Origin of the sequence: Saccharothrix lopnurensis (assembly GCF_042658445.1) — a bacterium.
Lineage (GTDB): Bacteria > Actinomycetota > Actinomycetes > Mycobacteriales > Pseudonocardiaceae > Actinosynnema > Actinosynnema lopnurensis.
On sequence record NZ_JBHSQO010000024.1, the window covers coordinates 25,018 to 48,438 of the forward strand.

Below are 23,421 nucleotides of genomic sequence, written 5' to 3' on the forward strand. Positions count from 1 at the left end.
TCGGGTCCGCGCCGGCCGGCTCGGCGTACTCGGGCGCGGCGGGCAGGTCGGCGGGGAGGCCGGGGGGCGGGTCGGCCGGGGTCCACCGGGTCACGTGGCATCACCCGGCGTGGCCTGGGTGGTCGTGGTCAGCTCGTCGGCCAGCCGCACGGCGTCGGCGTGGTCCAGGCCCTCGATGTGCACCGGACCCGAGGCCGACGCGGTGGTGACGGTCACCGTGGACAGGCCCAGCAGCTGCTGGAGCGGACCGCGCTTGGTGTCCACGGTCTGGATGCGCGAGACGGGCGCGATGCGCCACTCCTGGTTCAGCCAGCCGGCCAGCGTGTAGACCGCGTCGGGGGTGGCCTCCCAGCGGTGCACCCGGTAGCGCCAGCGCGGCATCACCAGGGTGTGCGCGGAGCCGAGCACGAGGGTCGCCACCGCGGCGGTCAGCTGCCACGGCGACCGGACGAAGATCAGCACCACCACCTGCGGCACGAGCAGCACCGCCCAACCGATCAGGGCGTGCAGGGTCCACAGGGTGATCGACTTGCGGCTCACCTGGTGCCGCGGCGCACGCAGGCGCAGGACTTCGCTGCTCACCTGCCCACTGTGCCTCAAGGCCGGGCCCGCGCGTGCGCGAACCCGGCCTCGGGGCGTGGTGTCAGGGCCGGCCGTAGGGCGCCTGGAAGACGCGGGCCGTGGCGGTCCCGCCCTCGGCGGCGGCGGTCGCGGGCACACCGAGGACCACCGTGAGGCCGGCCAGAACGGCCAGTGCGGCCAGGATTCTGCGCAGGGAGTGCACAACCATCATCGAACTCCGTTCGATCGCAGCGGCTTGTCGGCAGGGCAGGCAGCCGGACGAGGTCCGCGGGGAACGCGGGGGGAAGCGTCCAAGCGGAGCATGGCACACCGGGGTCACGCCGGTCACCACCCACTTCCGTCTCACGTCAACTGGGCGGCGCCCACGCGGCGGGCGGCCCGGTCGTCCCGGACGCCCCGCCCCGGCGGGACAACGAGCGGACGGCCCGGAGGTGACTCCGCCGGGTCCCGGAGGTGGTCGCGCCCTGGTCCGTCCCCCCGCGTGCTGGCCGGGAGCGGTCGCCCCCCGGGGCGCTCAGCCCGGCCGGTCGCCCAGGTCGCGCTTGAGCACCTTCCCGGTGGCGTTGCGGGGCAGCGCGTCGAGGAAGACGACCTCGCGGGGCACGGAGAACTTCGCCAGGTTGCCGCGCACGTGGTCGAGCACCGCGTCCTCGTCCGGCGCGTCCGGCCCCTCGCGCACCACGTAGGCGGCCAACCGCTGGCCGAACCGCTCGTCCGGCACGCCGACCACGGCCACCTCCCGCACGCCGGGCAGGCCCGCCAGCAGGTCCTCGACCTCGCGCGGGTAGACGTTCTCGCCGCCGGAGACGATCATCTCGTCGTCCCGGCCCGCCACGAACAGCAGGCCGTCGGCGTCGCGGCGGCCCACGTCGCCGGTCGACATCAGGCCGTCGCGGACCTCCTTGCCCGCGCCGTCGGTGTAGCCGTCGAACAGCATGTCGTTGGCGACGAAGATGCGTCCGGTCGCGCCGGGCGGCACCGGGTCGCCCCGCTCGTCGAGGATCGCCAGCCGGGTGCCGTGCGGCGGGCGGCCCGCGGTGTCGGGGTGCCGGGCCAGCTCGTCGGGCCGGGCGATGCTCACCCACGACACCTCGGTGGAGCCGTAGAGGTTGTAGAGGACCGGGCCGAACTCCGCCAGGCACCGGCGGGCCACCGGCGGCGGCAGCGCCGAACCGCTGGAGGCGATGACGCGCAGGTCCGGCAGCTCCGGCCGGTCGGGCAGGTCCAGCACGCGCTGGAGCATCACCGGGACGACGAACAGCGCGCCGCAGCGGTGCTCGCGGGCGTCGGCCAGCACCAGCGCGGGGTCGAACCCGCGCCGCAGCACCAGGGTCGCGCCCAGCACGAGCCCGAGCTGGAAGGCCGCCAGGCCCCAGGTGTGGAACAGCGGGGCGGGCACGCAGAACCGGTCGCCCGCCCGGAGCGGGATGCGCGAGAGCAGCGCGGCGGCGGGCACGAGGCTGGCCGGCTCGGGGCGCCGGGCGCCCTTGGGCGCGCCGGTCGTGCCGGAGGTCAGCACGATCAGCCTGCCGCGCGGCGGTCGGGCGGGCAGCGGCGTGGCGGGGGAGCCGTCGATCAGCTGCTCCAGCGTGCGGCTCCTCGTGCCGCCCTCGACCCGGGCCATGACCCGGCGGACCCGGCGCGGCGCGTGGACCAGCAGGTCGCGGAACTCGGTGTCGGCGACGACCACCGACACGTCCTGCTCCCGCAGCACGGTGGCGACCTGGCCCGCGCTCAGACCGGTGTTCAGCAGCACGGCGTGCGCGCCGGTCTTCCCGCACGCGACCACGGTCTCCACGAACCCCCGGTGGTTGCGGCACAGCACGGCGACCTTCGAGCCGGCGCCCACGCCCAGGTCGCGCAGGCCGTGCGCGAGACGGGTGGTGCGCTCGTCGACCTGCGCGAAGGTCAGCTCGCCCGCGTCGTCCACGATCGCGGGCCGGTCGGGGTGGCGGGCCGCGCCGGTGGCGTAGCCGAACGCGGGGGTGATGTCCCAGCGCAGGTAGGCGTCCAGCACGCCGAGCAGCCGGCCCGGGGCCATCGGCCGCGCCACGCCGACGCGCACCAGCGTGGCCAGCGCGCGCAGCGCGCCCACGACCCGCCTCACCGGGCGGCTCGCCGGGTCGGGCCCGCGGCGGGGTGGTCCCGGACCGGGGTCGGCCCGGCCGTTCGCGGCGGGCGGTTCGCCGGGCGGTTCGCCGGACGCGGTCCGACCAGGGCGGCTCCCGGCCCGAGGTCGGGCCGCCGGAGGTGCCTCTCGACCGGGCGTCGACCGGTGGAGGCCGTCGCGCCGGTGGCGGAGTAGGTGCTCACGAACCCGATACTGGCATTACCTACCCGCGAGTAGGAAGAGGATCGGGAGAAATCGGACGCGTGCGGTTCAGCGCTCCGGCGTGCCGGACGCGTTCACCACGGCGTCGCGCAGGGCCGCGCGCAGGCGGCCCACCTCCAGCGGCGTCAGCACCGCGGCCTCGCCCGGCGGCACGGTCACCACCACGTGGCCCTGGCTGACGAAGACGGTCATGTCACGACGTCGGGACGCGATGTCGCGGCAGGTGATCTGCCACTCCTTGGGTGTGCCCACGGCCCTTGACCTCCAACTGTCTCGACACGCGCGCTCGGACCAACCCGGGCGCCCGCGGGAAGGGGACGCAGGGGGGTTGACGCCGTGACGGGGAATCCGCCGGCAACCTGCCGAGCTCGCCCTAGCGTCGCACGCCGTGATCGATCGAGTTCCCCGAAGGGGGAAATTAACGGCCGGTGGACACTGATCGTGACGAAATTCAGAGGCAGGAGCCGCTGTCCGGACCGCCGCAGGAGGCGATCAGGCGCTCCAGGGTCGCCTGGAGCTCGCGACACTGCTGCGGTGCGAGGTGCGCGGTGAACTCGCGCTCGACCCGCTGGTGCAGCTCCGCCACCTCGTCCTGCACCGAGCGGCCCCGGTCGGTGATCACCGGCACGCGCACCCGCCGGTCGTTCGGGTGGGGCTCGCGCACGATCAGACCGGCCCGCTCCAGCCGGTCCAGCTCGGCCGTGAGGGTGGTCTTGTCCAGGCCCAGCGCCTGGCCGAGGGCGAGCTGGGTGCGCCGGGAGTCCTCCTCGGCGCACAGCGCGGTGAGCACCAGCTGCCCGCGCGCGGTGAGGTCGTGCCGGGCCGCCGCCTCCTGGATGGCCGCGCCCAGCTTCTGCGCCGCGCGGTGCAGCAGCCAGTTCAGGCCGGACCGCCCGGTGCAGGCGGCTCGGTCGGCGAGTTCCATGGTCGGATCATACGCCGGTCGTGGGATATTCTTGAATAAGAAGTTATTGACTCGGAACGAGACTGCCCGTAAGTTCTGGTTCGAGAAATTCTCGGCAAGGACGATGGTGCGATCGGCCTTGCGGGACCGGGTGACGGGACTGGGCAGGGGGCAGCCCGCGTCACCGCGGGGGTGGCGGGACCGGAGTCCAGGGGGAGCCCGCCACCCCCGAGCACGAGGGCGCGTAGGCAGCGCGGTCGAACGCTGGAACACTCGCGGGCATGTCCGAGCCGATCGCCGCGGTCGTCGCGCGGGCCGCCGACCTCACCGCGCGCGGTCTGCCGCACCAGGCGGTCGCCCTGCTCCGCCCCGCCCTCGCCGCGAACCCCCTGCACGCCGAGGGCTGGTGCCAGCTCGCCGCGGCGCACCTCGACGCGGACGAACCCGACCCGGCGCTCGACGCGGCCAAGCGCGCCCTGGTGCTCGACGGCGACCACGCGTGGGCCCAGCGGCTGACCTCCCTGGCGCTGACCGAACTCGGCCGCCACACCGAGGCGCTGGTGGCCGCGCGCGAGTGCGTCCGCCGCCGGCCCGACGACTGGCGGTGCCGGGTGGTGCTGGCCGAAGCGCTCGCCGCGGACGCGGCCGGCCTCCCGGACGCGGCGCGGGAGGCCCGCGAGGCGACGCGGTTGGCGCCGACCGAGGCCCGCGCCTACCAGGTGCTCGGCGACGCCGCCCTGCGCCTGGGCGACTGGGGCGCCGCCGAACGCGCCTACCGCACCGCGCTGCGGCTCGACCCCGACGCCGCCGACGTGCGCGCCAACCTCGCCACCGTGCGCCGCAGGCGCGGCGGCGCCCCCGTGACCGCGCCGCCCGCCGACCTGCTGGGAGCCGCCCGCGCCCTCGTGTGGCCCGCGCTGTCCCGGCTGGCCGCGCTGCTGGTCACGGGGTGCCTGGTGCTGACCCTGGCGGCGCTGCCCCGGCCGACGCCGCTGCTCGGGTGGTTCGCCGCCGCGCTGGTCGCGGCCTGCCTCGCCGTGGTGGCGCGGCTGCTGCTGGGCGCCCGGGGCGGGGTGCGGCGGGCGCTGCTGGGGCTGCCCCGGCACCGGCCGCGGGTCGCCGTCGTGGTGGTCGCGTTCGGGCTGGCCCTGGTGGTGCTGTCCGGGTGGTCGGTCGCGCTCCTGCTCGGCGCGGGCACGACGCAGCCCCTCGTGCTCGCCCTGCTGTGCGCGCTGCTCGGCGGAGCCGTCGTCGTGCTGGGCGGCGGCCGGTAGCCTGGCGGAGCGGGAGGGAGGGCGGATGACCCGGCGCGCGCTGTTCGCGGTCCTGGCGTTGATCGCGGGCTTCGTCGTCGTCGCGCACCCCTCCGAACCCGTCGCCGAGGCGGTCGCGGTGTCCACCACCGTGGCCGGCACCCAGCCCGCCGGCACGACCACCCGCGGCACCCCGACGCACCCGGTGCAGCAGGCCGGCCACCTCGGGCAGCCGCTGGACGGCGTCCAGCCGCCCGTGCACGCCACGCCCGCGCCGCCGGTGCGCGTGGACGTCGTCGACCCCGCCCACCGCCGTCCCGAGCGGACCGGCCACGCGCCCCTCGGCGAACGCGCGCCGCCCCCGACCCCCGGTAGCTGAACCCACCCGTTCACCTCGTCCGGAGGTTTTCCACCCATGCCGCGCCCCAGCGCGCGGCGGGCACTGCTCGTCCGGGGGCTGTTGTCCCTCGGTGTGCTCGCCGCGTCCACGTTCACCCTGCTCACCGTCCAACCGCGCCTCGGCCTCGACCTGCGCGGCGGCACCCAGGTGGTGCTGGAGACCCCGCCCGAGGCCACCGCCGACGCCACCGACCGGGCGATGGAGGTGCTGCGCCGCCGCGTCGACGAACTCGGCGTCACCGAACCCGTCCTGGCCCGCTCCGGGTCTCACCGGATCGTGGTCGAACTGCCCGGTCTCCAGGACCCGACCGAGGCCATCGAGGTGCTCGGCCGCACCGCGCAGCTCCAGGTGCGACCCGTCACCGGACCGGGGGACGTGCCGACGCCCGACGGCGACACGGTCGGCCTGGGCGAGGTCGTGCTCACCGGCGAGGGCATCGCGGACGCCCGCGCCACCCCCAACGCCCAGGGCGTCGGCTACGTGGTCGGCGTCGACTTCCGCGGCGACGCGCCGTCGGCCTGGCAGCGCGTCACCGCCGAGGCGGCGTGCTCGCCACCCGGCGACCTGGGGCGTCGCGTCGCGTTCGTGCTCGACGACGAGGTGGTGTCCGCGCCGCAGGTCGACGGCACGGTGGCGTGCGGCACCGGCATGATCGGCGGCAGCACCCAGATCACCGGCCGGTTCTCCCAGGCGGAGGCCGACGAGCTGGCGCTGGTGATCAGGTCCGGCGCGCTGCCCGTGCCGGTGGAGGTCGTGGAGCAGCGGACCGTCGGGCCGACGCTCGGCGCGGAGGCGATCGAGGCCAGTGCCCGGGCGGCCGTCATCGGCGTCGCGCTGACCGGGCTGTTCCTGGTGTTCGCCTACCGGCTCGCCGGGCTGGTGGCGGTGCTCGCGCTGGTCGGCTACGCGGCGGTGGCGTACGCGGCGCTGCTGGCGATCGGGGCGACGCTCACCCTGCCCGGCCTGGCCGGGTTCGTGCTGGCCATCGGCATGGCGGTGGACGCCAACGTGCTGGTGTTCGAGCGGTCGCGGGAGGAGTACGCGCGACGGCGGAGGCTGCCGCGGTCGGTGGACCAGGGGTTCCGCGGCGCGCTGAGCGCGGTGGCCGACTCGAACATCACCACGCTGCTCGCCGCCGGCCTGCTGTTCTGGCTGGCCACCGGCCCGGTCAAGGGCTTCGGCGTCACCCTGTCCGTCGGTGTGCTGGCGTCGCTGTTCAGCGCACTGGTCCTGACCCGGGCGCTGCTGCACCTGGTGATGCCGTTGCTGGAGAAGAAACCGGGCTGGAGCGGCCTGCACACCCTCGGCCGGGTGCGCACGTGGCTGACCACCCGCGGCATCCGGCTCTACCGCCGGCCGCGGCGCTGGCTGCTCGCCGCCGGCGCCGTGCTGCTGGTAGCGGTGGCCGGCCTGCTGGTGCGGGGCCTGGAACTGGGCGTCGAGTTCACCGGCGGCCGGGCGATGGAGTTCGCCACCGCGTCGGCGGACGTCGGCCGGGTGAGGGCGGAACTCGCGACGGCCGGCTTCGGTGACGCGGTCGTCGTCACCTCCGGCGACGGCCTGTCCGTGCGCACCGGCCCGATCGACTCGGCCGCCGCGGTGCGGGTCGGCGAGGCGGTCGACCGGGCGACCGGCGGGGCCGAGCAGCTGAGCAACGAGCTGATTGGCCCCAGCCTGGGTGACGAGCTGCGGCGCAACGCGCTGATCGCCCTGGCCGTCGCGGTGGCGGCGCAGCTGGCGTACCTGGCGTACCGCTTCGACTGGCGGCTGGGACTGGCCACCGTGGTCGCCCTGGTGACCGATGTGGTCGTGCTGGTGGGCGCGTTCGCGTGGCTGGGGAAGACGGCGGACGCGGTGTTCCTGGCGGCCCTGCTGACCGTCATCGGGTACTCGGTCAACGACTCGGTGGTGGTGTTCGACCGGGTGCGGGAGCTGCGGCGGGCGGGCGGGCCGTTCCCCGACGTGATGAGTTCCGCGGTGCTCCAGACCCTGCCGCGGACGGTGAACACGGGGATCGGCGTGCTGTTCGTGCTGGCCGCGCTGCTGGTGCTGGGGGACGGCTCGCTGGCCGACTTCGCCACGGCGCTGCTGATCGGGCTGGTGGCGGGCACGGCGTCGACGGTGCTGACGGCGGCGCCGGTGGCGATCGTGCTGGAGGAGCGGAGGTGAGGCGCGGGGCACGCGTCGTCGGCCTCCCGGCGGCGCGTACCCCGTCGCCGACTGCTTGCGGGCGCGGGTGCGGGGACCAGCATGATCGGCACGCCGAGCGGAAGGTGAGGACGACGATGACCGGCCAGTTCGCCGCTTACCAGAACGAGATCTTCTGAGTGCGGCTTGGTGCGACCAGTCCTCTTCGGACTCCGAAAGTCCGCTGACCAGCGCAAACTCTCTCGTTAGTTCTCGGTGGTTCTCGTGACCGCCCGACGTTGTACGGCCTGGTGACGGCCTGGAAGTTGATCAACCTACGGGCGCTGCCCTTGATGCGAACGACGCGTCAGGGACAGCGCCCGTCGTGCATCCTGGGCCTGGTGCTCATCGTTGGTGGCCTCCTCGATGGCAAGACGGCGCAGCCGTCGCGGCAGCCGATCGCCGTGCCCACTCGACCAAACCACATGACCGCGCGATCGTCCCGGCCGGTGTTGCTCCTGACCTGCTTGTGGTCACGGCCTCCGTGCTGGCGCGCCGCTCCCCGACCGCGTGCACCGACTCCGCGCACGGCCGACGGGCGGAGCGAAGCGGGAGCCCGGCGTGCCGTGATGCGGGGAGTCGGTGCCAACGTGAGCCGAACCTTGCCGCGCGTCGCCGCAGGCGGCGCGCCTTGATCCCATAGAGCTAAGTTCTGCAGTAGGCGGATCATATGTAGGCACACACTGCAACCGCGGTCCCATGATTCACTCGAAAGAGTGGTTTCGATCGGCTGAAAGCGTGGCTTGCGCATAGGATCTTGTGCTAGCTCACGTGCCGTTAGGGGGCAAAATGGTTGGAACTCGTCTTAAGAAGAGGATGGTTCACTTCTACGAAGTCCGCAATAGGGATGGACTTGCGATCGCTGACCCGATCGATTGGCCGAAGTTTCTTTCCGATTTGGCTACTTTGTCGCCGGACCGACGCCTTCGGCGAATCTATAATATTGATCACTGGGGGCAGGTATATCCGCATAATGAGCGTGATCACTTTATTCTTGCCCGCGCGAGAGAGGAGGGAATCTCATCCTTTAACCGCCAAAATGGCGAGATTATCGATCACGAGTCCGATACTGCCAACCCGTATGTAGAGATTTCAGTCGCCAGTTTCCTCCCGAACAGCAATATTTTCGGATTCGTTCTCGGTTCGCAAGCGTCGTCGCGTGTTGGAAATTTTGAAGCATGGCTGAATGAGTACAAGGCGCTAAATGAAAGTGTATCCATCGTGCCTGTATTGAACAAGAACGTTCTGCAGCGGATCGAGAATGCAGACGAGGTTCGTCTGCTGCGAGTTGGGTTCGATCGCGATCAACTGTCTTCAATTTCGGAGCAGAACAGTTTGCGAGGTGTTCTTCAAGAGATTGAAGCGGAGCATGGGGCATTGGATGTCGAACTAGTCCTTAGGGTGAAGGGGAGGGTGAATAAGGATCACACTGAAAGTCGAGTATCTTTGCTTCGAACTCTGCGTAGCATGATTGGTTCCGCCTTCACTAAAGGGCAGGCCGACCTAGTAAATTTTGATGCCGAAGGAAAGCCGAACACTGAACACATCGATCTTGTGAATAGTTTTCTAGCGCGCAAGATGGACGTGAGCGTTCGGGATGAAGAAGGAAACCCGGTCCGGATTCAGTCGGCTATCGCAGCTATTGAGCGTGCTGCCGAAGAGTTGCGCGATGAACTTAGTGAGGGCTGACTGTCGGTGGTGCCCGCTAGGCTGCCCCTAAGGAGGCGGTCATGCTGAAGTGGGTGCGCAAGCTGGGGTCAGTATTGAGGACTTCGTGGGATGAGCGTCCAATATTTGACGTTGTCTTGACGATAGTGCTCGTGGGATTCCACATGGTGCTGGTGTACCGCTGGGGCGTTACTAACTACTTTGCTCAAGCGGACTCTCAGCAGAGACTTGCCATCTATGCGGCCGGAGCTGGCATGATGTCCTTGATCGCCGGCTTTACAGGGAATGCTATAGCGCAGTATGGAAGTTCAACAGGCGATGTTGCGCGCGTAATCAGACATAAGTTTGGCGCGATAATTCGCAAGAACTGGCTTTCGATCATTAGATGGCTGCTATTTTGCGCTTTGGCTTGCGTGTTTTGCATGGTTCTCGATTCAAAAACGTCCCCCAGGGCTGCTGAATGGATCTTCCAGTTTGCCGTTTCGGTTGCGGCGTGGAAGTTCTTTCGATTGGTGTTTCTTTTTAGGGTTATTATTTCTGCAATTGATTACGAAGGGTCTAGGCCGGTTCCCTCGGCTCCTCAGTTGAATTTGCGTGGAGATGAAGAGGGTAGTTGATGGCTATGTTTGGCGACCGAACTTGTAGTTTACTCGATTCCGGCAAGCAAGCCCATCAACTCGCTGGCTATGCCAGGCGTTACGGCCACGACACTCTTCGAAGCATTGCTGTACGGTTGTCCATTTTTGTCCAAAAGTACAGCTCCTGCTTCGCTGGCAATAAGCGCACCCGAAGCCACATCCCATACCTTATTTGACAGTATTACTGTTGCGTCGATCCTCCCTTCTGCGGTCCAGGTGAAATCGTGTGCAGCGGAGCCGAACATTCTAACTCGTTCTGCGGAATCTGCAAGGGCGGCTGTAATGGCTATCCTGCTTCGGTTCTTCTCTTCGGATTCAGCGCCGGTTGCATAGTCTCCAATGGAGATGATCGCGCTGCGTAGTGATCGAGTGTCACTTACTTGTATCTTGTGGTTGTTTACGTATGCACCTTCTCCTTTTATTGCTCGATAGTGAAGATTCGTAAATGGTAGGCTAATGGAAGCCAGTTCGCACTTGCCGTCGATGACCAGCGCTAGCGAGACTGCGCAAAGTGGAATCCCGTGTACGTAGTTAGATGTGCCGTCGACTGGGTCAAGTACCCATGTGGCGCCATCTAGTAGTGATTCTTCGTTATAACTTTCCTCTTCTCCGTAAAATGATAGTTCAGGAGTGGCTTCGGCGAGAAAAGTACGAATACTTCGCTCGATGGTCAGATCGATATCCGTATAGGTGTCTCGATCGGATTTTTCGGTGATTATCTGTGGGCGACTGGTCCTGATCAAGTCATTAGCAATGGCGACGGCTTTCTGGGCGATCTCGGCCACTTGATTGAGCGGTTGCTTCATACGGTCTCCTTCGCGCGATCCCATATGGAGTCGAACACCTGGGAGAAGGTGGCGAACAGGCCCGGCGCGGTTTCGTCCTTCTCGATCACAAGGGTAGGGGACTCGACGCCTCGGGCGTCGGGCAAGTAGGGCTGGACCACGCACCTGGTCTGGTCGGTGATGAGGATGTTGTAGCGGATGGGCTCGTCGTAGACGCGGATGTGGAGTTGGCCGCGTGCGTTTGGGGAGACCTTCGCACCGATTCGGCGCAGGGCCCCGATATTGAGGCGGGTCAGCATGGACAGGTGGCCTTCGGGCAGGCCCTCTTCCTGTTCCCGGGCGGTGGTGTGCTGTCCCTCGGGGTCTAGGAACAGGGCCTTGATGACGGTGCCGGTCTCGATGGAGTCCAGCAGGGTTTTGTCGGAGTACTGCTGGCACAGGACGTTGAGTGACAGGCCGACGATGTCGATCGTCTTCGCGCCTTCGAACAGGGCGCGTGGGGGCATGTTGTGCAGGAACTCGGTGCGGCTGACGTAGACGGCGGTGACGTCGGCCAGGCGGGTCTGTTGGGGCATCTGGACCGGGCGCGGTACCGGCTGGGTGGAAGCCGCGGTGCGCTGTGGTGGGGTGATGGGGCTGTCGGTGTCGTCCTCGTGTGGGGAGAGGAGTTGTTCGGCGGTCCAGCCGGGGAACATCTTCTCCAGGATGCGGCAGTGGTCGGCGTAGGGCAGGCCGAGCAGGTCGCCGGAGAGCCAGCGGTAGAACTGGGCTTTGCTGGGGTAGCGGCCGATCAGGTCGGTGTCGATCTGCTTGGCGATGCGGTCGTACTCCTTGCAGAAGGTGCGGTAGCCCTGCATGTGGCGTTGGCGCAGCAGCACCCTCAACAGCGTTGTGTCTGTGGCCATGTGGCCTCCCCGTTTGGTGCGATCGGTCGAGGCTAGCACTGAGACGAGACCAAGACGAGACAACTTGAGTCCGACACGCGGCTTGGGCGCGGCAGGTGAGACAGCGACGGACCTGGGACAGGACCATTGGCCAACGACTCTGGGTGGGCAAGCCGCGAACAGGCGGCTCCCGGTCAGAGGAGCGACTACCGATGGCGATCAGCAAGGGGTTCCGGTTCCCCGTCTCGTTCGAGGACGCCTTCCCCCAGGGTCTGGTGATGGTCGGGGAGGTCCGGCCGGACACCGAGTATCAGACGCGGGACGAGAGGGCGGCCGGTCGGCCGGTGCGTCAGCGGGTCGACGAGGCCACCGGCAAGCGGCAGTGGAAGGTCACCGTCACCGACCCGCACGAGCCCAACGCCAAGCGCCAGAGCTTCGAGGTCACCTTGTTGGCGGAGGTGCAGCCGGTGCCGACCACCGGGGAGGTGCTGCCCGGGATGCGGCCGGTTGAGTTGGACGGGCTGACCGCTGAACCGCGCGTGGCGGGCAACGGGGAGTTCAAGTACCAGTCGTTCGTGTTCCGGGCGACCGGGTTCCGGCAGGTGGGGAGGTCGGCGGGTTCGGCTCCGGGTGGGGCCAAGCCCGGTGGTGGTGTCGACGCCAAGGCCGCGTGACCCGGTGTCCGATCTTCGGCAACTGGTGGTGCAGTGGCAGGCCGCTTATCGGGCCTACACCGACGCGCACGAGGCCAACCGCTACGTGGCCGCCGACGATCCGAAAGCCGCTGCCCGGATCGCGCCCACCTACCGACGGGTGGCCTGGTTGTGGCGGCAGCTCGCGGCGCTGGACAGCACCCCTTGGTGGGCCAAGGCGGCGGCGCTGCACGCGGCCGAGACGTTCGACCATCAGGCGGACGTCAACGAACGCGTCGCGGCTGGTGGGAAGGCGGCGGGTGCCCATCACCTGCACGCGCCTGTCGAGGGTGGTGATCGGTGATGGCGCAGCGGAAGCGGTCCGATCGGTGGGCGGCGGCTCGGGCGGCTATGACGTTGAAGGACGCGCATGAGGCGTTGGGGCGGGTGATGCCCGCGCCGGATGCCGAGTTGTCGCGGTGGCAGGTGTTCTACCGGGTGTCGGCGGAGGTGTATGCGCGGGTCGCGGAGGTTGATCGGGGGCATCACCACGAGGCGTTGTACTGGGCGCAGCGTGAGCGGGAGAAGGGTGAGGAGATCGCCCGTTCCCTGACAGTTCAGTCCTCAGAGGACGGTGAGGGCGGGTGACTGGGCATGGCGCGTCGAGGGGTTCGGGTCGTGCCGTTGTTCGTAGGGACCCGCCGTGTTATTCGGTTCGGCTTCGTGGTGAGGCGTTCGGTAAGGCTGTGCGGTTGGCGGGGTTCGTGTCGGATTCTGCGTTGGCGGAGGCGATGAAGGTGAACCGGTCGACGGTGTTGCGGGTGCGGGCGGGGTCTCTTCGGCCTGGCCCGGCCTTCATCGGTGGCGCGTTGACTGCCTTGGCCCCGATGGCCTTCGACGATCTGTTCGAGATCGTGAGCTATCGCGTATAAGGCTCTGTCGCTTTACTGGATTCAGGACACGGGAGAGCTGTGCCCAAATACTCGGGATTTGTCATGGCTGATGGTGATGATGTGCGGTTGGGTTCGACTGTTCGCAGTCGGGCGTTGGGTGCGGAGTTGAGGGCTTTGCGGCGCGGATTGTCGCTCAAGGTTGGAAACTTGTTGGGGGTGTTGGGTGTTTCCCCGGGATGGTTGTCGAAGTTGGAGAGGGGGGATCGGCGGACCGATGCGCGCAACGTCGCCCGGTTGTTGGGCTTCTACCGGGTGGATTCGGAAACCTTTGACCGGGTGATGGGTCTGTACCGGGATGTCGATGACGGTGTCCTGGTCTGGGAGCACGGTCCGGGTGGTGTGGACGAGGTGCCGGTGGTGCTCGGGCATGAGGCGATGGCGCACGAGATCTTCTATTACGAGGCGGCGTCGGTGCCGGCGTTGGTGCAGTCCGATGGCTTGATGCGGCAGGTGTTCGGCTGTGACGTGCAGGCGGCGGGGGAGATCGAGCGGCGTGTGTCAGCCCGTGGGAAGCGCCAGGAAGTGTTGGACGGGCGGTTGCTGACCAAGTGCACGTTCGTGGTGCGGGAGCTGGTGTTGCGACACCTGGGCCCTGACCCGGAGGTGGCCTGGGCCCAGTTGATGAACCTGGTCTGGTGGGGTGATACCAGAAAGGTCGATGTGCGGGTGATCGGCTGTGACGCTCCGGCTGGTTACTGGGAGAGCTGTTCGTTCACGTTGATGCGGTCGCCAGAATTCCGCCCGGTCGTCCACATCGGTGCCATGACGTGCAGTCTTTTCCTCGACGATCCTCGGACAGCCGAGGGATACCAGAAGTCGGCAGAGTTGCTGCTGCGCAATGCGCTGAGTGTTGAGCAGTCGCGGGAGCTGATCCTGCGTCTGGCCGATGAGGTGAGCGGACCGCACGACTCCGATAACTGAACCATTGCTGCTGCTGGTTGGCGTGAGTCGCCGGAAACGGTCCGACAGTCTTGGTGGGCCGTAGACCGTTTTCCGGCGACTCACGTGACCGGTCCGCATTCACAGCCCCGAGGGGATCCGGTCATGCTGAGGGTATCTGTTGACGGGGGACGTGCGTCAAGTCGCGCAACTACCCCGAACGAGTGGAAGCTTCCCAATGGTCGCCCCTGTGGGGCATGTAAGAAGTTCGGCATTTATGCACCCAATCAGCTCATTTGTTGCGCTTGCCTGGGTTGGCTGCCGTTGATTTTCGCCCCCATGGGGAGTGCGCGGTGAACGGCGGGAAGTGGGTGGACCCGGCCCCGTTCGAGGGCGCTCGTCCTCGCCTGCCCTGGTGGGCGCTGGTTCCGGGCAAGGCGAAGTGGCTCGCCGCGCTGGTGGCGCTGGTCTGGTTCGTGGTCCTCGGGGTCGTGCGCCTGGCGCTCGTCGCGGGCCGGTACCCGATGGCTGTGCTGGTTCCAGCGTCGGCGGCCTGGTGCTGGTGGCGTTTCGGGCTCTCGCCGCTGGTACTTGCGCTCTTGTCGCTGATCGCAGCCCTGCTGTTGTGGGCCAGGTACGACCGGGCGTCGTTTCTGCGGCATGGCTGGTACCGGCTGGTCACCGAGTGGCGGCGGGCGACGGTGTACGTGCCGCGCTGGCGGTCGGTCATGCGGCTGGCGGACCTGGCCAAGCGACACCGGGGCCGCGAATACCGACCCGGGCTGCGGCGAGTTCGCTCTGACGGGTGGCGGGACCGCGTCCGGGTGCGCATGATCCCTGCCCAGTCGCCGGAAGTCTGGGAACTGCGCCGGGAGGGCCTGGCGCACTCGTTCCATGCCCAGTCCTGCCAGGTGCGGGTGCTGCGGCCTCAGGTGATCGAACTCGACTTCGTCCACCGTGACCCGCTGGCTCGACCGCTGTCCGTGCCCGTGCTGGCTGACGCTGAGGTGGACCTCAAGCGCGTCGCGGTCGGTCGGACGGAGACCGGTAAGCCGTGGCGGCTGCGACTGCTCGGGTCACAGGTGCTCGTCGTCGGTGTGCCCGGTGCGGGTAAGGGCTCGGTCCTGTGGTCGATCGTGTGGCAACTCGCCCCGGCGATCCGGGCGGGTGTGGTGCGGCTCGTCGGCATCGACCCGAAGGGCGGGATGGAACTCGGGCAGTGTCCGGACGCCTTCGACCGCGTTGTGTACGACAACGGGCCGGAAGCTGTTGCACTGCTTGAGGAAATGGCCGCTGAGGTCAAGGAGCGGGCAACTCGGTATCGGGGTGTTCGGCGGCTGTGGGCACGGTCGACCGGTGAGCCGTTCACCGTCCTGGTGGTCGACGAGCTGGCGGACCTGATCGCCTACCAGCCGGACAAGCAGCTTCGGGAGCGCGCGGCTCGCGCTATCCAGACCATCACCTCCCAGGGGCGGGCTCCCGGCTATGCCGTCGTCGGTCTGGTTCAGGACCCGCGCAAGGAGGTCGTGGGCTTCCGGCACCTGTTCACCACCCGCGTCGCCCTGCGCCTGGACGAACCGCAACAGGTCGACATGGTCCTGGGCGACGGCGTCCGGCAGCGGGGCGCGGCGGCACACGAGATCAGCGAGAACACGCCTGGGGTGGCGTGGGTGAAGCAGGACGGGCAACGGGAGCCGGAGCGCGCTCGGGCCTTCCACGTCACCGACGCCGACCTGAGCGAGCTGGGCGCGTTCCTGGCTGACGCGGAGGTGCACGACTTCCCCGCTCGACCTAACGGCACCGAAGGACGGGAGGCGGCATGACCGGCGAGACCCGTGTGGAGCGGATGCGGCAGCCCATCGCCCTGGACGTCGCCAAGGCCGCCGCCGAGAAGTACGGCGTGTGCGTGCGGCCGTTCACGATGGAGGTCGAGGACCGGGGCTCCTGTGAAGTCCGCTACGTCGCCGTGCCGTGCGGCTCGACGGTCGCGAGCGTCTGCGCTCCCTGCGCCAAGAAGGCCAAGGCTTTGCGGATGACCCAGTGCCGTGAGGGCTGGCACCTGACCGAGGAACCCGACTTCACCCCGGCCGTTCCGACTGACGACCAGAAGGGACTGCTGACCTACCGGGCCGATCTGGTCAAGGCGTACCGGGACGCGGTCGAGGCCGGTGAGGCGGGTGACGCCGACGAGTTGCGGGAGGAGATCCACTCCGTTGACGCGGAACTTCGGCAACTCGGTGCGCGGGGTCGCTTCCCCTCGCCCGACGAGCCGGCCAAGCGGCCCGTGCGGCGGTCGACCAAGCGTCGGCAGGACGCACCGAACCTGCCTCGGCGGCGAGTCGAGAAGCGGACGGTGGGCCGGGAGTACGCGGGTGGGTTCCGGCCCTCCATGTTCGTCACGCTGACGCTCGACAGCTACGGGCGCGTCCGGGATGACGGCACGCCCGTCGACCCGACGACCTATGACTACCGGCGGGCGGCTCGGGACTCGGTGCACTTCGCCTCGCTCGTGGACCGGTGGTGGCAGAACCTTCGGCGCGCGGTCGGGTGGGACGTGCAGTACTTCGCCACCGTGGAGCCGCAGCGTCGAGCGGCGCCACACCTCCACGCGGCATTCCGCGGTTCGGTCCCGCACGAGACCATCCGGCTCGTCACGGCGGCTACGTACCACCAGGTTTGGTGGCCGCAGCACGACGAACGCGTCTACCGGGGCGATCACCTGCCGGTCTGGGACGCGCGGGCGGAGGTGTTCGTCGACCCGGACACGCGGGAGCCGTTGACGACCTGGGCGGATGCGGTCGAAGCGGCGGAGGAGCTGGCGCACGTCGTGACGTTCGGACGTCAGGTGCACTCGAAGGGCATCCTCGGCGGCTCGGAGGAAGCCGGTCGGCACATCGGCTACCTGACCAAGTACCTCACCAAGTCCATCGGTGAGGTGGTCGAGCAGAGCGCCGACCGACAGCGGAGGCACGCAGACCGCCTGGCGGACGAGCTGGCCGTGACGCCGTGCTCGGACCGGTGCGCGGTGTGGTTGCTCTACGGCGTGCAACCGCGCGGTGCGGGCTCCCGGACGACTCCGGGGCACTGCAAGGGGCGGGCGCATCGGCGGACCACGCTCGGCCTACCCGGTCGGCGGGTGCTGGTGTCCCGGAAGTGGTCGGGCAAGACGCTGGCAGACCACCGGGCCGACCGGAAGCGGTTCGTCCTGGAAGCGCTCGCGGCTGTGGGGATCGAGAAGCCGGAACGCGACACATCGCAGCTCGTCTGGCACAGGGTGCGGCCCGGTGACCCGAACGTGCCACCACGCGCGCACCAACTCATGCACGCCATCGCGGAACGAACGCGGTGGAAGGCCGAATACGACCGGGCGATGCTCGCGGCTGGTGAACCTCCGGAACTTTCGGCAACTCCGCTGGCGGCTTGACGGACCGAGGGGGGAAGTCATGACTGAAATCGAACCTCTGTGGGGTGTGGACGAGGTGTCGGCGTTCCTGGGCGTTCCGGTGAAAACGCTCTACCAGTGGAAGTGGCAGCGCATCGGGCCGCCGGTGAAGAAGGTGGGGAAGTACCTCCGTTACGTCCCGGCTCGGGTAAGGGCCTGGGCCGGCCAGGCGGACGAGAACGCCGCCTGACTTTTTCGGCAATTCGATCGACGGGAGAAGACTGTCGTGGGACATATCCAAGACCGCTGGTGGCGGCCGAAGGTGGACGAGTCGGGCAAGCCCGAGTTGGACTCCAGGGGCAAGCTGGCTCGCGAGAAGACCGAGCTGTACGGCGTCGGGATGCGGTACAAGGTCCGCTATGTCGACCCGTCCGGGCAGGAGCGCAGCAAGAGCTTCCCGGACAGGCAGCGGGGTGCGGCTGACGCATTCCTGCTCAAGGTCGAGAACGAGAAGCGCACCGGCGCGTACCTCGACCCGGAAGCAGGCAAGGTGTCGTTCCAGGTGTACGCGGATTCATGGCTGAAAGATCACGCGTTCGACGGCAGTACGCGCAATGCGGTCGAGCGGCGATTGAAGAAGCTGGTCTATCCACACCTGGGCAGTCGGGAGATCGGCTCGATTCTGCCGACGCACATCCGCAGTTGGCTGCGGGCGCTACAACAGAAGAAGTTGGCCGGTGGAACGCGGGCGGTCGTGTTCGTCCACGTGTCAGCGATCTTCAACGCCGCAATCGATGACAAGAAGATCGCAGAGAACCCGTGCAAGGCCAAGAGCGTCACCCGGCCGCAGCCGGACAAGCGGAAGATCGTCCCCTGGTCGGCGGGCAAGGTGGCAGCCGTCCGGCTGGCGCTCACGGCCAAGAACAAGATCGTCGTGCCGCTCGGAGCGGGCTGCGGCCTGCGGCAGGGGGAGGTCTTCGGGCTCTCGATGGCCGACGTGGACCGGGACGAGAAGGTCCTGCACGTCGTTCGGCAAATTCGGATCGTGGACAACGTGCAGGTGTTCGCGCCTCCCAAGGGCGGCAAGGAGCGGGACGTGCCGCTGCCGGACAGCGTCCTGCGGGACCTGGACGCGTACGTGGAGGAGTTCCCGCCGGTCGAGGTGACCTTGCCGTGGAAGGAGCCGGACGGGGAGCCGGAGACGGTCTCGCTGATCCTGGTCAACAAGGACGGCAACCCGATCAGGCGGGACGTGTTCAACCAGTACGTGTGGACCCCGGCGCTCGAACGGGCGAAGGTCACCCGCGTCCTCCGGCAGGACGGGATGCACGCACTGCGGCACTTCTACGCCTCGGTGCTCCTGGACGCGGGCGAGTCGATCAAGGCCCTGGCCGAGTGGCTGGGCCACGCAGACCCGGCCTTCACGATGCGGGTCTACACGCACCTGCTGCCCGCCAGCAGCGATCGCACCCGAAAGGCGGTCGATCGTGTGCTTGCGGGCGACGCGGACGAGCACGAGCATGATCCGCAGACCGACGACGCGGACGGTTCCGCAGACGGCCTGTAGACGGCCTGAGCGGGGGATGAGGGACGAAATGGCTGGTCAGTTCGCCGGGTACCAGAACGAGATCTACCTCCAGGGACTGGCGGGCAACGTGCCGCCGTTCACCACCGACCCCGAGGCGTTGGAGGAGTCCGCCCGCGAGCGCCTCGGACCGGGACCGTTCTGGTACGTGGCGGGGGCGGCCGGGGCCGGGGCGACGGCGCGGGCCAACCGCGAGGCGTTCGACCGGTGGCGCATCGTGCCGCGGATGCTCACCGACGCCACCGAGCGCCACCTCGGCACCACCGTGCTCGGCACCGAGGTGCCCGCGCCCGTGCTGCTCGCGCCCGTCGGCGTCCAGTCGATCCTGCACCCGGACGGCGAGCTGGCCACCGCCCGCGCGGCGGCCGAGCTGGGCGTCCCGTTCATCCTCTCCACCGCCTCCTCGCACACGATCGAGGAGGTCGCCGAGGCCGCCGGGGACGGTCCCCGCTGGTTCCAGCTCTACTGGCCCAACGATCCCGACGTCACCGCGAGCATCCTCGACCGCGCCCGCAAGGCCGGGTACGGCGTGCTGGTGGTCACGCTCGACACGTGGACGCTCGCCTGGCGCCCGCACGACCTCGACCAGTCCTACCTGCCGTTCATCCGGGGCGTCGGCACGGCCATCCCGTTCTCCGACCCGGCGTTCCGGGCGGGCTTGGCCGCGCCGCCCGAGGAGGACGCGCCGATGGCGATCCTGCGCTGGGTGCAGCTGTTCACCGGCACCGACAAGTCGTGGGACCAGCTGTCCTTCCTGCGCGAGCACTGGGACGGCCCGATCGTGCTCAAGGGCATCCAGCACGTGGACGACGCGCGCAAGGCCGTCGACGCGGGGGTCAGCGGCATCGTGGTGTCCAACCACGGCGGGCGGCAGGTGGACGGCGCGGTCGGGTCCCTCGACGTGCTGCCGGAGATCGCCGACGCGGTGGGGGAGCAGGTCGAGGTGCTGTTCGACTCGGGTGTCCGGGGCGGGGCGGACGTCGTCAAGGCGCTCGCCCTCGGCGCGAGGGCCGTGCTGGTCGGCCGGCCGTTCGCCTACGGCCTGGCCCACGGCGGCGAGGTCGGCGTGCGGCACGTGCTGCGCGGCCTGCTCGCGGACTTCGACCTCACCCTGGGGCTGTCGGGCCACCGCAGCCCGGCCGAGCTGCACCGCGGGGTGCTGCGCGAGCGGCGGTGACCCGTCCGCGCGGGATGGCCGATTCGTTCAAGACGCGGTGATGACCGCGGGCCTACCGTTCCGGGCATGATCGAAGCGGCACGGACCTTCCTCTGGCACCACGCGCGCGTCCTGGAGCAGCGGCGGTTCGCGTTCCTGTTCGACGGCGGGCCCGCCGAGCCGGTGGTGCGCACGGTGCTCGCGTACCGCAACGACGACGGCGGGTTCGGCCACGCGCTGGAACCGGACGGGCGCGGGCCGACCAGTCAGCCGCTGCACACCTTCACGGCGCTGTCGCTGCTGCACGAGGTCGGCGGGACCGCGCCCGGGGCCCTCGACTTCCTGGCCTCGGTCACCAACCCCGACGGCGGCGTGCCCAACTGCCTGGCCACCGCGCGCGAGCACCCCAGGGCGCCGTGGTGGCGGGTGTCCGAGGACAGCGACCTGCTGATGACCGCGCTGCTGGCGTCCGTCCTGCACCGGACCGGCGCCGAGCACCCGTGGCTGGACGGGGCCACCGCGTTCTGCTGGCGCCGCCTCGACGGGCTGGTCGAGTCGCACCCGTACGAGGCGGCCGCCTGCGCCCACTTCCTCGACGCGGTGCCCGACCGGGACCGCGCCGGCGCGGCGGCGGAGCGGTTGGGCGCGCTCGTGCGGGACCAGGGCCTGGTCGACCTGGGCCAGGGCCGGGCGCACGAGGGCTACGCGGCGGGCGAGACGCACAAGCCGCACCACTACGCGCCCACCCCGGACAGCCTCGCCCGGCGCTGGTTCCGCGACGAGGAGGTCGAGCGGGACCTCGACGCCCTCGTCGCCGCCCGCCGGGAGGACGGCGGGTGGACGTTCCCGTGGCCGGCGTGGACCCCGGTCACCACCCACGAGTGGCGTCCGATCGTCACGATCGAGGCGCTGCTGACCCTGCGTGCCTACGGCCGGATCAGCTGACCCAGCGGCACGCCGGCCAGCTCGCGCACCTCGCGGGACAGGTGCGCCTGGTCGGCGTAGCCGGTGCGGTGGGCGACGTCGGCGAACGGCACCCCCCGCCGCGCCAGCCCCACCGCCCGGTCGAACCGCAGCACCCGGTGCAGCACTTTCGGCCCGTAGCCGAACGCGGCCAGGCTGCGCCGGTGCAGCTGCCGCACGGACATGCCCAGGTCGTCGGCCAGGCGGGCCACGCCGGAGGTGGGCACGGCGGCCACGATCGCGGCCGCCGCGGGGTCCGGCGGCGTCGCCCGCAGCCGGCGCAGGGCGGCCTCCGCGAGCACCGCGCACGGGTCGTCCGCCGCGGCCAGTTCGTCCTCCAGCGCCGCGGTCGGCCCCCACAGCTCGGCCAGCGGCACCCGCTGGTCGCGCAGCGCGTGGCCGGGGACGCCGAACGCGGCCGGACCGGCGCCCGGTCCGAACCGGACGCCGTACAGCGTGCCCGGCTCGCCCGAGCTCAGGTGCGCCCCGGTGTCCGGTCCGGCCACGAACAGCCGGCCGGACGTCGACCACATGATGTCGGTGCACCCGTCGGGCACGACGCGGCCGGTGACCGGGCGGGTCGTGCTCCGCTGCCACGCGCACGCCAGGCCGGCGAACGGGCGTTCGACGTACACGCGGAGAACTGTAGTCGGCAGTGGCGGGCCGCGCGGGGGAGGCGCGGGCGCGGCCCGCCACGGGTCTCACGTGCCGAACCTGATCCAGTTCAGGCTCACGAACGCGTTGGACTGGCCGCTGGTGAACGTCACGTAGACGTCGTGCGTGCCGGTGACGCCCGAGATGTTCGCCGGCACCGTGCGCCAGCTCTGCCAGCCGCCCGTGCTGCCGACGGAGAAGCTGCCGATCGGGGTCGCGGTCGGGCTGCCCAGCCGCACCTCGACCAGGCCGCTCACCCCGCCCGTCGCGCCGGACGCCACCCGGCCGTAGAACTGGCGCGCGGTGGCCGAGCCGAACCGGACGCCGGAGAACCGCAGCGAGTTGCCGTTGCGCAACTGCGCCACCGCCTGACCGCCGTCGGCCGACTCGACCGTACCGCCGTTGCGGGTGGTGGCCTGCTCGGCCTGGATGTCGGCGTAGGCGTCCCAGCCGCTGCCGCCGGGCGGGTTGGTGGTGGTCGTGGTGGTCGGGTTCTGCCCGCTGCCTGCCGACCACACCGCGACGTAGTCGACCACCAGGGAGTGGCCCGGCACGGTGGCGGAGGTAGGCGTGGCGTGGCCGGCCACGCCGTTGGGGAACGCGCCGCCGATGGCCAGGTTCAGCAGCAGGAAGTACCCGGCGTGGCTGGTCATGTTGTTCCACGTGGTGGCGTCCATCTGGTTCTGGCTGACGCTGTGGAACTGCTGGCCGTCCACGTACCAGCGCAGCTGCTTGGGGCTGACGCTCTCGTCCCACTCGAACCGGTAGGTGTGGAACGCCGACTGGCACGACGAGCCCGGGCACTGCCTGCTCGCGCCGAGGCCGTTGGTCTCGTTGCACGGGCCGCCGGGGTTCACGCCGCAGTGCAGCACGCCCCAGACGGAGTTGATGCCGTTGACGTTCTCCATGACGTCGAACTCGCCGATGGCGGGCCAGTTCCAGTAGTTGCCGCGGTAGGGGGAGCCGAGCGCCCAGAACGCGGGCCAGTAGCCGAGGGCCGCCGCGCCGGTGACGTTGGGCATCTGGAGGCGGCTCTCGATGGCCAGCTTGCCGCCGGCGGGTGCCTTGAAGTTCGCCCGCTGGGTCTCGATGCGGGCGGAGGTCCAGCCGCCGCCGCTGTCGCGCAGCGCGGTGATCCGCAGGTTGCCGGAGCCGTCGAGCTTGATGTTGTTGGTGCTGTTGGTGTAGTTCTGGATCTCGCCGGTGCCCCAGTTCCCGGGGCCGCCCGGGTAGCCGTGGCCGAGGTCGAAGATCCAGTTCTGCGAGGACGGCAGGGTGTTGGCCGCACCGTTGAAGTCGTCGCTCCACTGGAGCGTCCAGCCCGGTGGTGTGGACGGCACCGAGGCGTTGGCCGTGGCGATGGCGGCTAGGGGCACGGCGGTGATGAGGGCGGCGGCGATCGCGAGTACGCGCTGTCGGCGGCTCGGCTTGAGCACCATGCGCGGTGACCTCCTTGTCACTGGGTGCTGCGCGACGACGAAGGGCGTTCCCCTCTCATGAGAGCGCTCTCACAATGATCGTTCAAGAGACCGAACAGCCCAAAGGAGACGCGGGTGCGCGGGGCGTGGGCCGAACGCGGGTGTG

Annotated in this window: 24 protein-coding genes; 15 read left to right on the top strand and 9 right to left on the bottom strand. The window is 69.6% G+C overall.

Features of this window, described 5'->3' with window-relative positions; translation table 11 throughout:
* Positions 1-90: 90 nt before the first annotated feature.
* The 5 genes from ACFP3R_RS22400 to ACFP3R_RS22420 form a co-directional block, all read right to left on the bottom strand.
* Positions 91-582 carry a PH domain-containing protein gene (locus ACFP3R_RS22400; protein WP_380638324.1) on the bottom strand — a complete coding sequence of 164 codons (492 nt, stop codon included), beginning with the start codon at positions 580-582 and terminating at the stop codon, positions 91-93.
* A gap of 61 nt (positions 583-643) precedes the next feature.
* Positions 644-793, bottom strand: a complete 150-nt coding sequence (locus ACFP3R_RS22405; RefSeq protein ID WP_380638325.1) for a hypothetical protein — start codon at positions 791-793, stop codon at positions 644-646.
* A gap of 303 nt (positions 794-1,096) precedes the next feature.
* On the bottom strand, positions 1,097-2,689 hold the full coding sequence (locus ACFP3R_RS22410) for an AMP-binding protein (protein WP_380638326.1): 1,593 nt from the start codon (positions 2,687-2,689) through the stop codon (positions 1,097-1,099).
* A 273-nt stretch (positions 2,690-2,962) separates the two neighbouring features.
* Positions 2,963-3,166 carry a hypothetical protein gene (locus tag ACFP3R_RS22415; RefSeq protein ID WP_380638327.1) on the bottom strand — a complete coding sequence of 68 codons (204 nt, stop codon included), beginning with the start codon at positions 3,164-3,166 and terminating at the stop codon, positions 2,963-2,965.
* Between the two features lie 199 nt (positions 3,167-3,365).
* On the bottom strand, positions 3,366-3,839 hold the full coding sequence (locus ACFP3R_RS22420; protein WP_380638328.1) for a MarR family winged helix-turn-helix transcriptional regulator: 474 nt from the start codon (positions 3,837-3,839) through the stop codon (positions 3,366-3,368).
* A gap of 260 nt (positions 3,840-4,099) precedes the next feature.
* On the opposite strand from ACFP3R_RS22420, the gene ACFP3R_RS22425 reads away from it, so the two are divergent.
* The 5 genes from ACFP3R_RS22425 (at position 4,100) to ACFP3R_RS22445 (ending at position 9,943) form a co-directional block, all read left to right on the top strand.
* Positions 4,100-5,092 (top strand): tetratricopeptide repeat protein, encoded by a 993-nt coding sequence (locus ACFP3R_RS22425; RefSeq protein WP_380638329.1) that lies wholly within the window; start codon positions 4,100-4,102, stop codon positions 5,090-5,092.
* A gap of 25 nt (positions 5,093-5,117) precedes the next feature.
* Entirely contained in the window at positions 5,118-5,450 is a 333-nt protein-coding gene (locus ACFP3R_RS22430; RefSeq protein ID WP_380638330.1) for a hypothetical protein, read from the top strand.
* 36 nt (positions 5,451-5,486) lie between these two features.
* Positions 5,487-7,640, top strand: a complete 2,154-nt coding sequence (gene secD / locus ACFP3R_RS22435; protein ID WP_380638331.1) for a protein translocase subunit SecD — start codon at positions 5,487-5,489, stop codon at positions 7,638-7,640.
* A gap of 834 nt (positions 7,641-8,474) precedes the next feature.
* Complete coding sequence (locus ACFP3R_RS22440; protein ID WP_380638332.1) at positions 8,475-9,347, top strand: hypothetical protein; 873 nt, start codon at positions 8,475-8,477, stop codon at positions 9,345-9,347.
* 41 nt (positions 9,348-9,388) lie between these two features.
* The gene (locus ACFP3R_RS22445; protein WP_380638333.1) at positions 9,389-9,943 is read left to right on the top strand and encodes a hypothetical protein; all 555 of its coding nucleotides are present in this window, start codon (positions 9,389-9,391) and stop codon (positions 9,941-9,943) included.
* Positions 9,944-9,972: 29 nt separating this feature from the next.
* Here the strand turns inward: ACFP3R_RS22445 and ACFP3R_RS22450 are convergent, their stop codons facing one another.
* Together ACFP3R_RS22450 and ACFP3R_RS22455 are read right to left on the bottom strand one after the other, a co-directional pair.
* Complete coding sequence (locus ACFP3R_RS22450) at positions 9,973-10,770, bottom strand: inositol monophosphatase family protein (protein WP_380638334.1); 798 nt, start codon at positions 10,768-10,770, stop codon at positions 9,973-9,975.
* Positions 10,767-11,654, bottom strand: coding sequence for a DUF5919 domain-containing protein (locus ACFP3R_RS22455; protein WP_380638335.1), 888 nt, complete (start codon positions 11,652-11,654; stop codon positions 10,767-10,769). Before ACFP3R_RS22455 ends, ACFP3R_RS22450 begins: the two co-directional genes overlap by 4 nt.
* Positions 11,655-11,845: 191 nt before the next feature.
* On the opposite strand from ACFP3R_RS22455, the gene ACFP3R_RS22460 reads away from it, so the two are divergent.
* From ACFP3R_RS22460 to ACFP3R_RS22505, 10 genes are all read left to right on the top strand, one after another.
* Positions 11,846-12,307 carry a hypothetical protein gene (locus ACFP3R_RS22460; RefSeq protein ID WP_380638336.1) on the top strand — a complete coding sequence of 154 codons (462 nt, stop codon included), beginning with the start codon at positions 11,846-11,848 and terminating at the stop codon, positions 12,305-12,307.
* Positions 12,308-12,311: 4 nt separating this feature from the next.
* Positions 12,312-12,629: a hypothetical protein gene (locus ACFP3R_RS22465; RefSeq protein ID WP_380638337.1), complete on the top strand. Its 318-nt coding sequence runs from the start codon at positions 12,312-12,314 to the stop codon at positions 12,627-12,629.
* A gap of 47 nt (positions 12,630-12,676) precedes the next feature.
* On the top strand, positions 12,677-12,913 hold the full coding sequence (locus ACFP3R_RS22470) for an AMED_5909 family protein (protein ID WP_380638338.1): 237 nt from the start codon (positions 12,677-12,679) through the stop codon (positions 12,911-12,913).
* 347 nt (positions 12,914-13,260) lie between these two features.
* Positions 13,261-14,139 carry a helix-turn-helix domain-containing protein gene (locus ACFP3R_RS22475; protein ID WP_380638339.1) on the top strand — a complete coding sequence of 293 codons (879 nt, stop codon included), beginning with the start codon at positions 13,261-13,263 and terminating at the stop codon, positions 14,137-14,139.
* A 311-nt stretch (positions 14,140-14,450) separates the two neighbouring features.
* Positions 14,451-15,920: an FtsK/SpoIIIE domain-containing protein gene (locus ACFP3R_RS22480; protein WP_380638340.1), complete on the top strand. Its 1,470-nt coding sequence runs from the start codon at positions 14,451-14,453 to the stop codon at positions 15,918-15,920.
* Positions 15,917-17,521, top strand: a complete 1,605-nt coding sequence (locus ACFP3R_RS22485) for a replication initiator (protein WP_380638341.1) — start codon at positions 15,917-15,919, stop codon at positions 17,519-17,521. The genes ACFP3R_RS22480 and ACFP3R_RS22485 overlap by 4 nt, the downstream gene beginning before the upstream one ends.
* A 19-nt stretch (positions 17,522-17,540) precedes the next feature.
* Positions 17,541-17,729, top strand: a complete 189-nt coding sequence (locus ACFP3R_RS22490) for a helix-turn-helix domain-containing protein (protein ID WP_380638342.1) — start codon at positions 17,541-17,543, stop codon at positions 17,727-17,729.
* A 72-nt stretch (positions 17,730-17,801) separates the two neighbouring features.
* A complete protein-coding gene (locus ACFP3R_RS22495; protein WP_380638343.1) occupies positions 17,802-19,046 on the top strand; it encodes a tyrosine-type recombinase/integrase in 1,245 nt (414 codons plus the stop codon).
* A gap of 28 nt (positions 19,047-19,074) precedes the next feature.
* A complete protein-coding gene (locus ACFP3R_RS22500; RefSeq protein WP_380638344.1) occupies positions 19,075-20,241 on the top strand; it encodes a lactate 2-monooxygenase in 1,167 nt (388 codons plus the stop codon).
* A gap of 66 nt (positions 20,242-20,307) precedes the next feature.
* Entirely contained in the window at positions 20,308-21,165 is an 858-nt protein-coding gene (locus ACFP3R_RS22505) for a prenyltransferase/squalene oxidase repeat-containing protein (protein ID WP_380638345.1), read from the top strand.
* On the opposite strand, the gene ACFP3R_RS22510 is transcribed toward ACFP3R_RS22505, so the two are convergent.
* Together ACFP3R_RS22510 and ACFP3R_RS22515 are read right to left on the bottom strand one after the other, a co-directional pair.
* A complete protein-coding gene (locus ACFP3R_RS22510) occupies positions 21,147-21,818 on the bottom strand; it encodes a helix-turn-helix transcriptional regulator (protein WP_380638346.1) in 672 nt (223 codons plus the stop codon). The genes ACFP3R_RS22505 and ACFP3R_RS22510 overlap by 19 nt on opposite strands.
* 66 nt (positions 21,819-21,884) lie before the next feature.
* Positions 21,885-23,276 (bottom strand): carbohydrate-binding protein, encoded by a 1,392-nt coding sequence (locus tag ACFP3R_RS22515; protein WP_380638347.1) that lies wholly within the window; start codon positions 23,274-23,276, stop codon positions 21,885-21,887.
* Positions 23,277-23,421 lie beyond the last annotated feature (145 nt).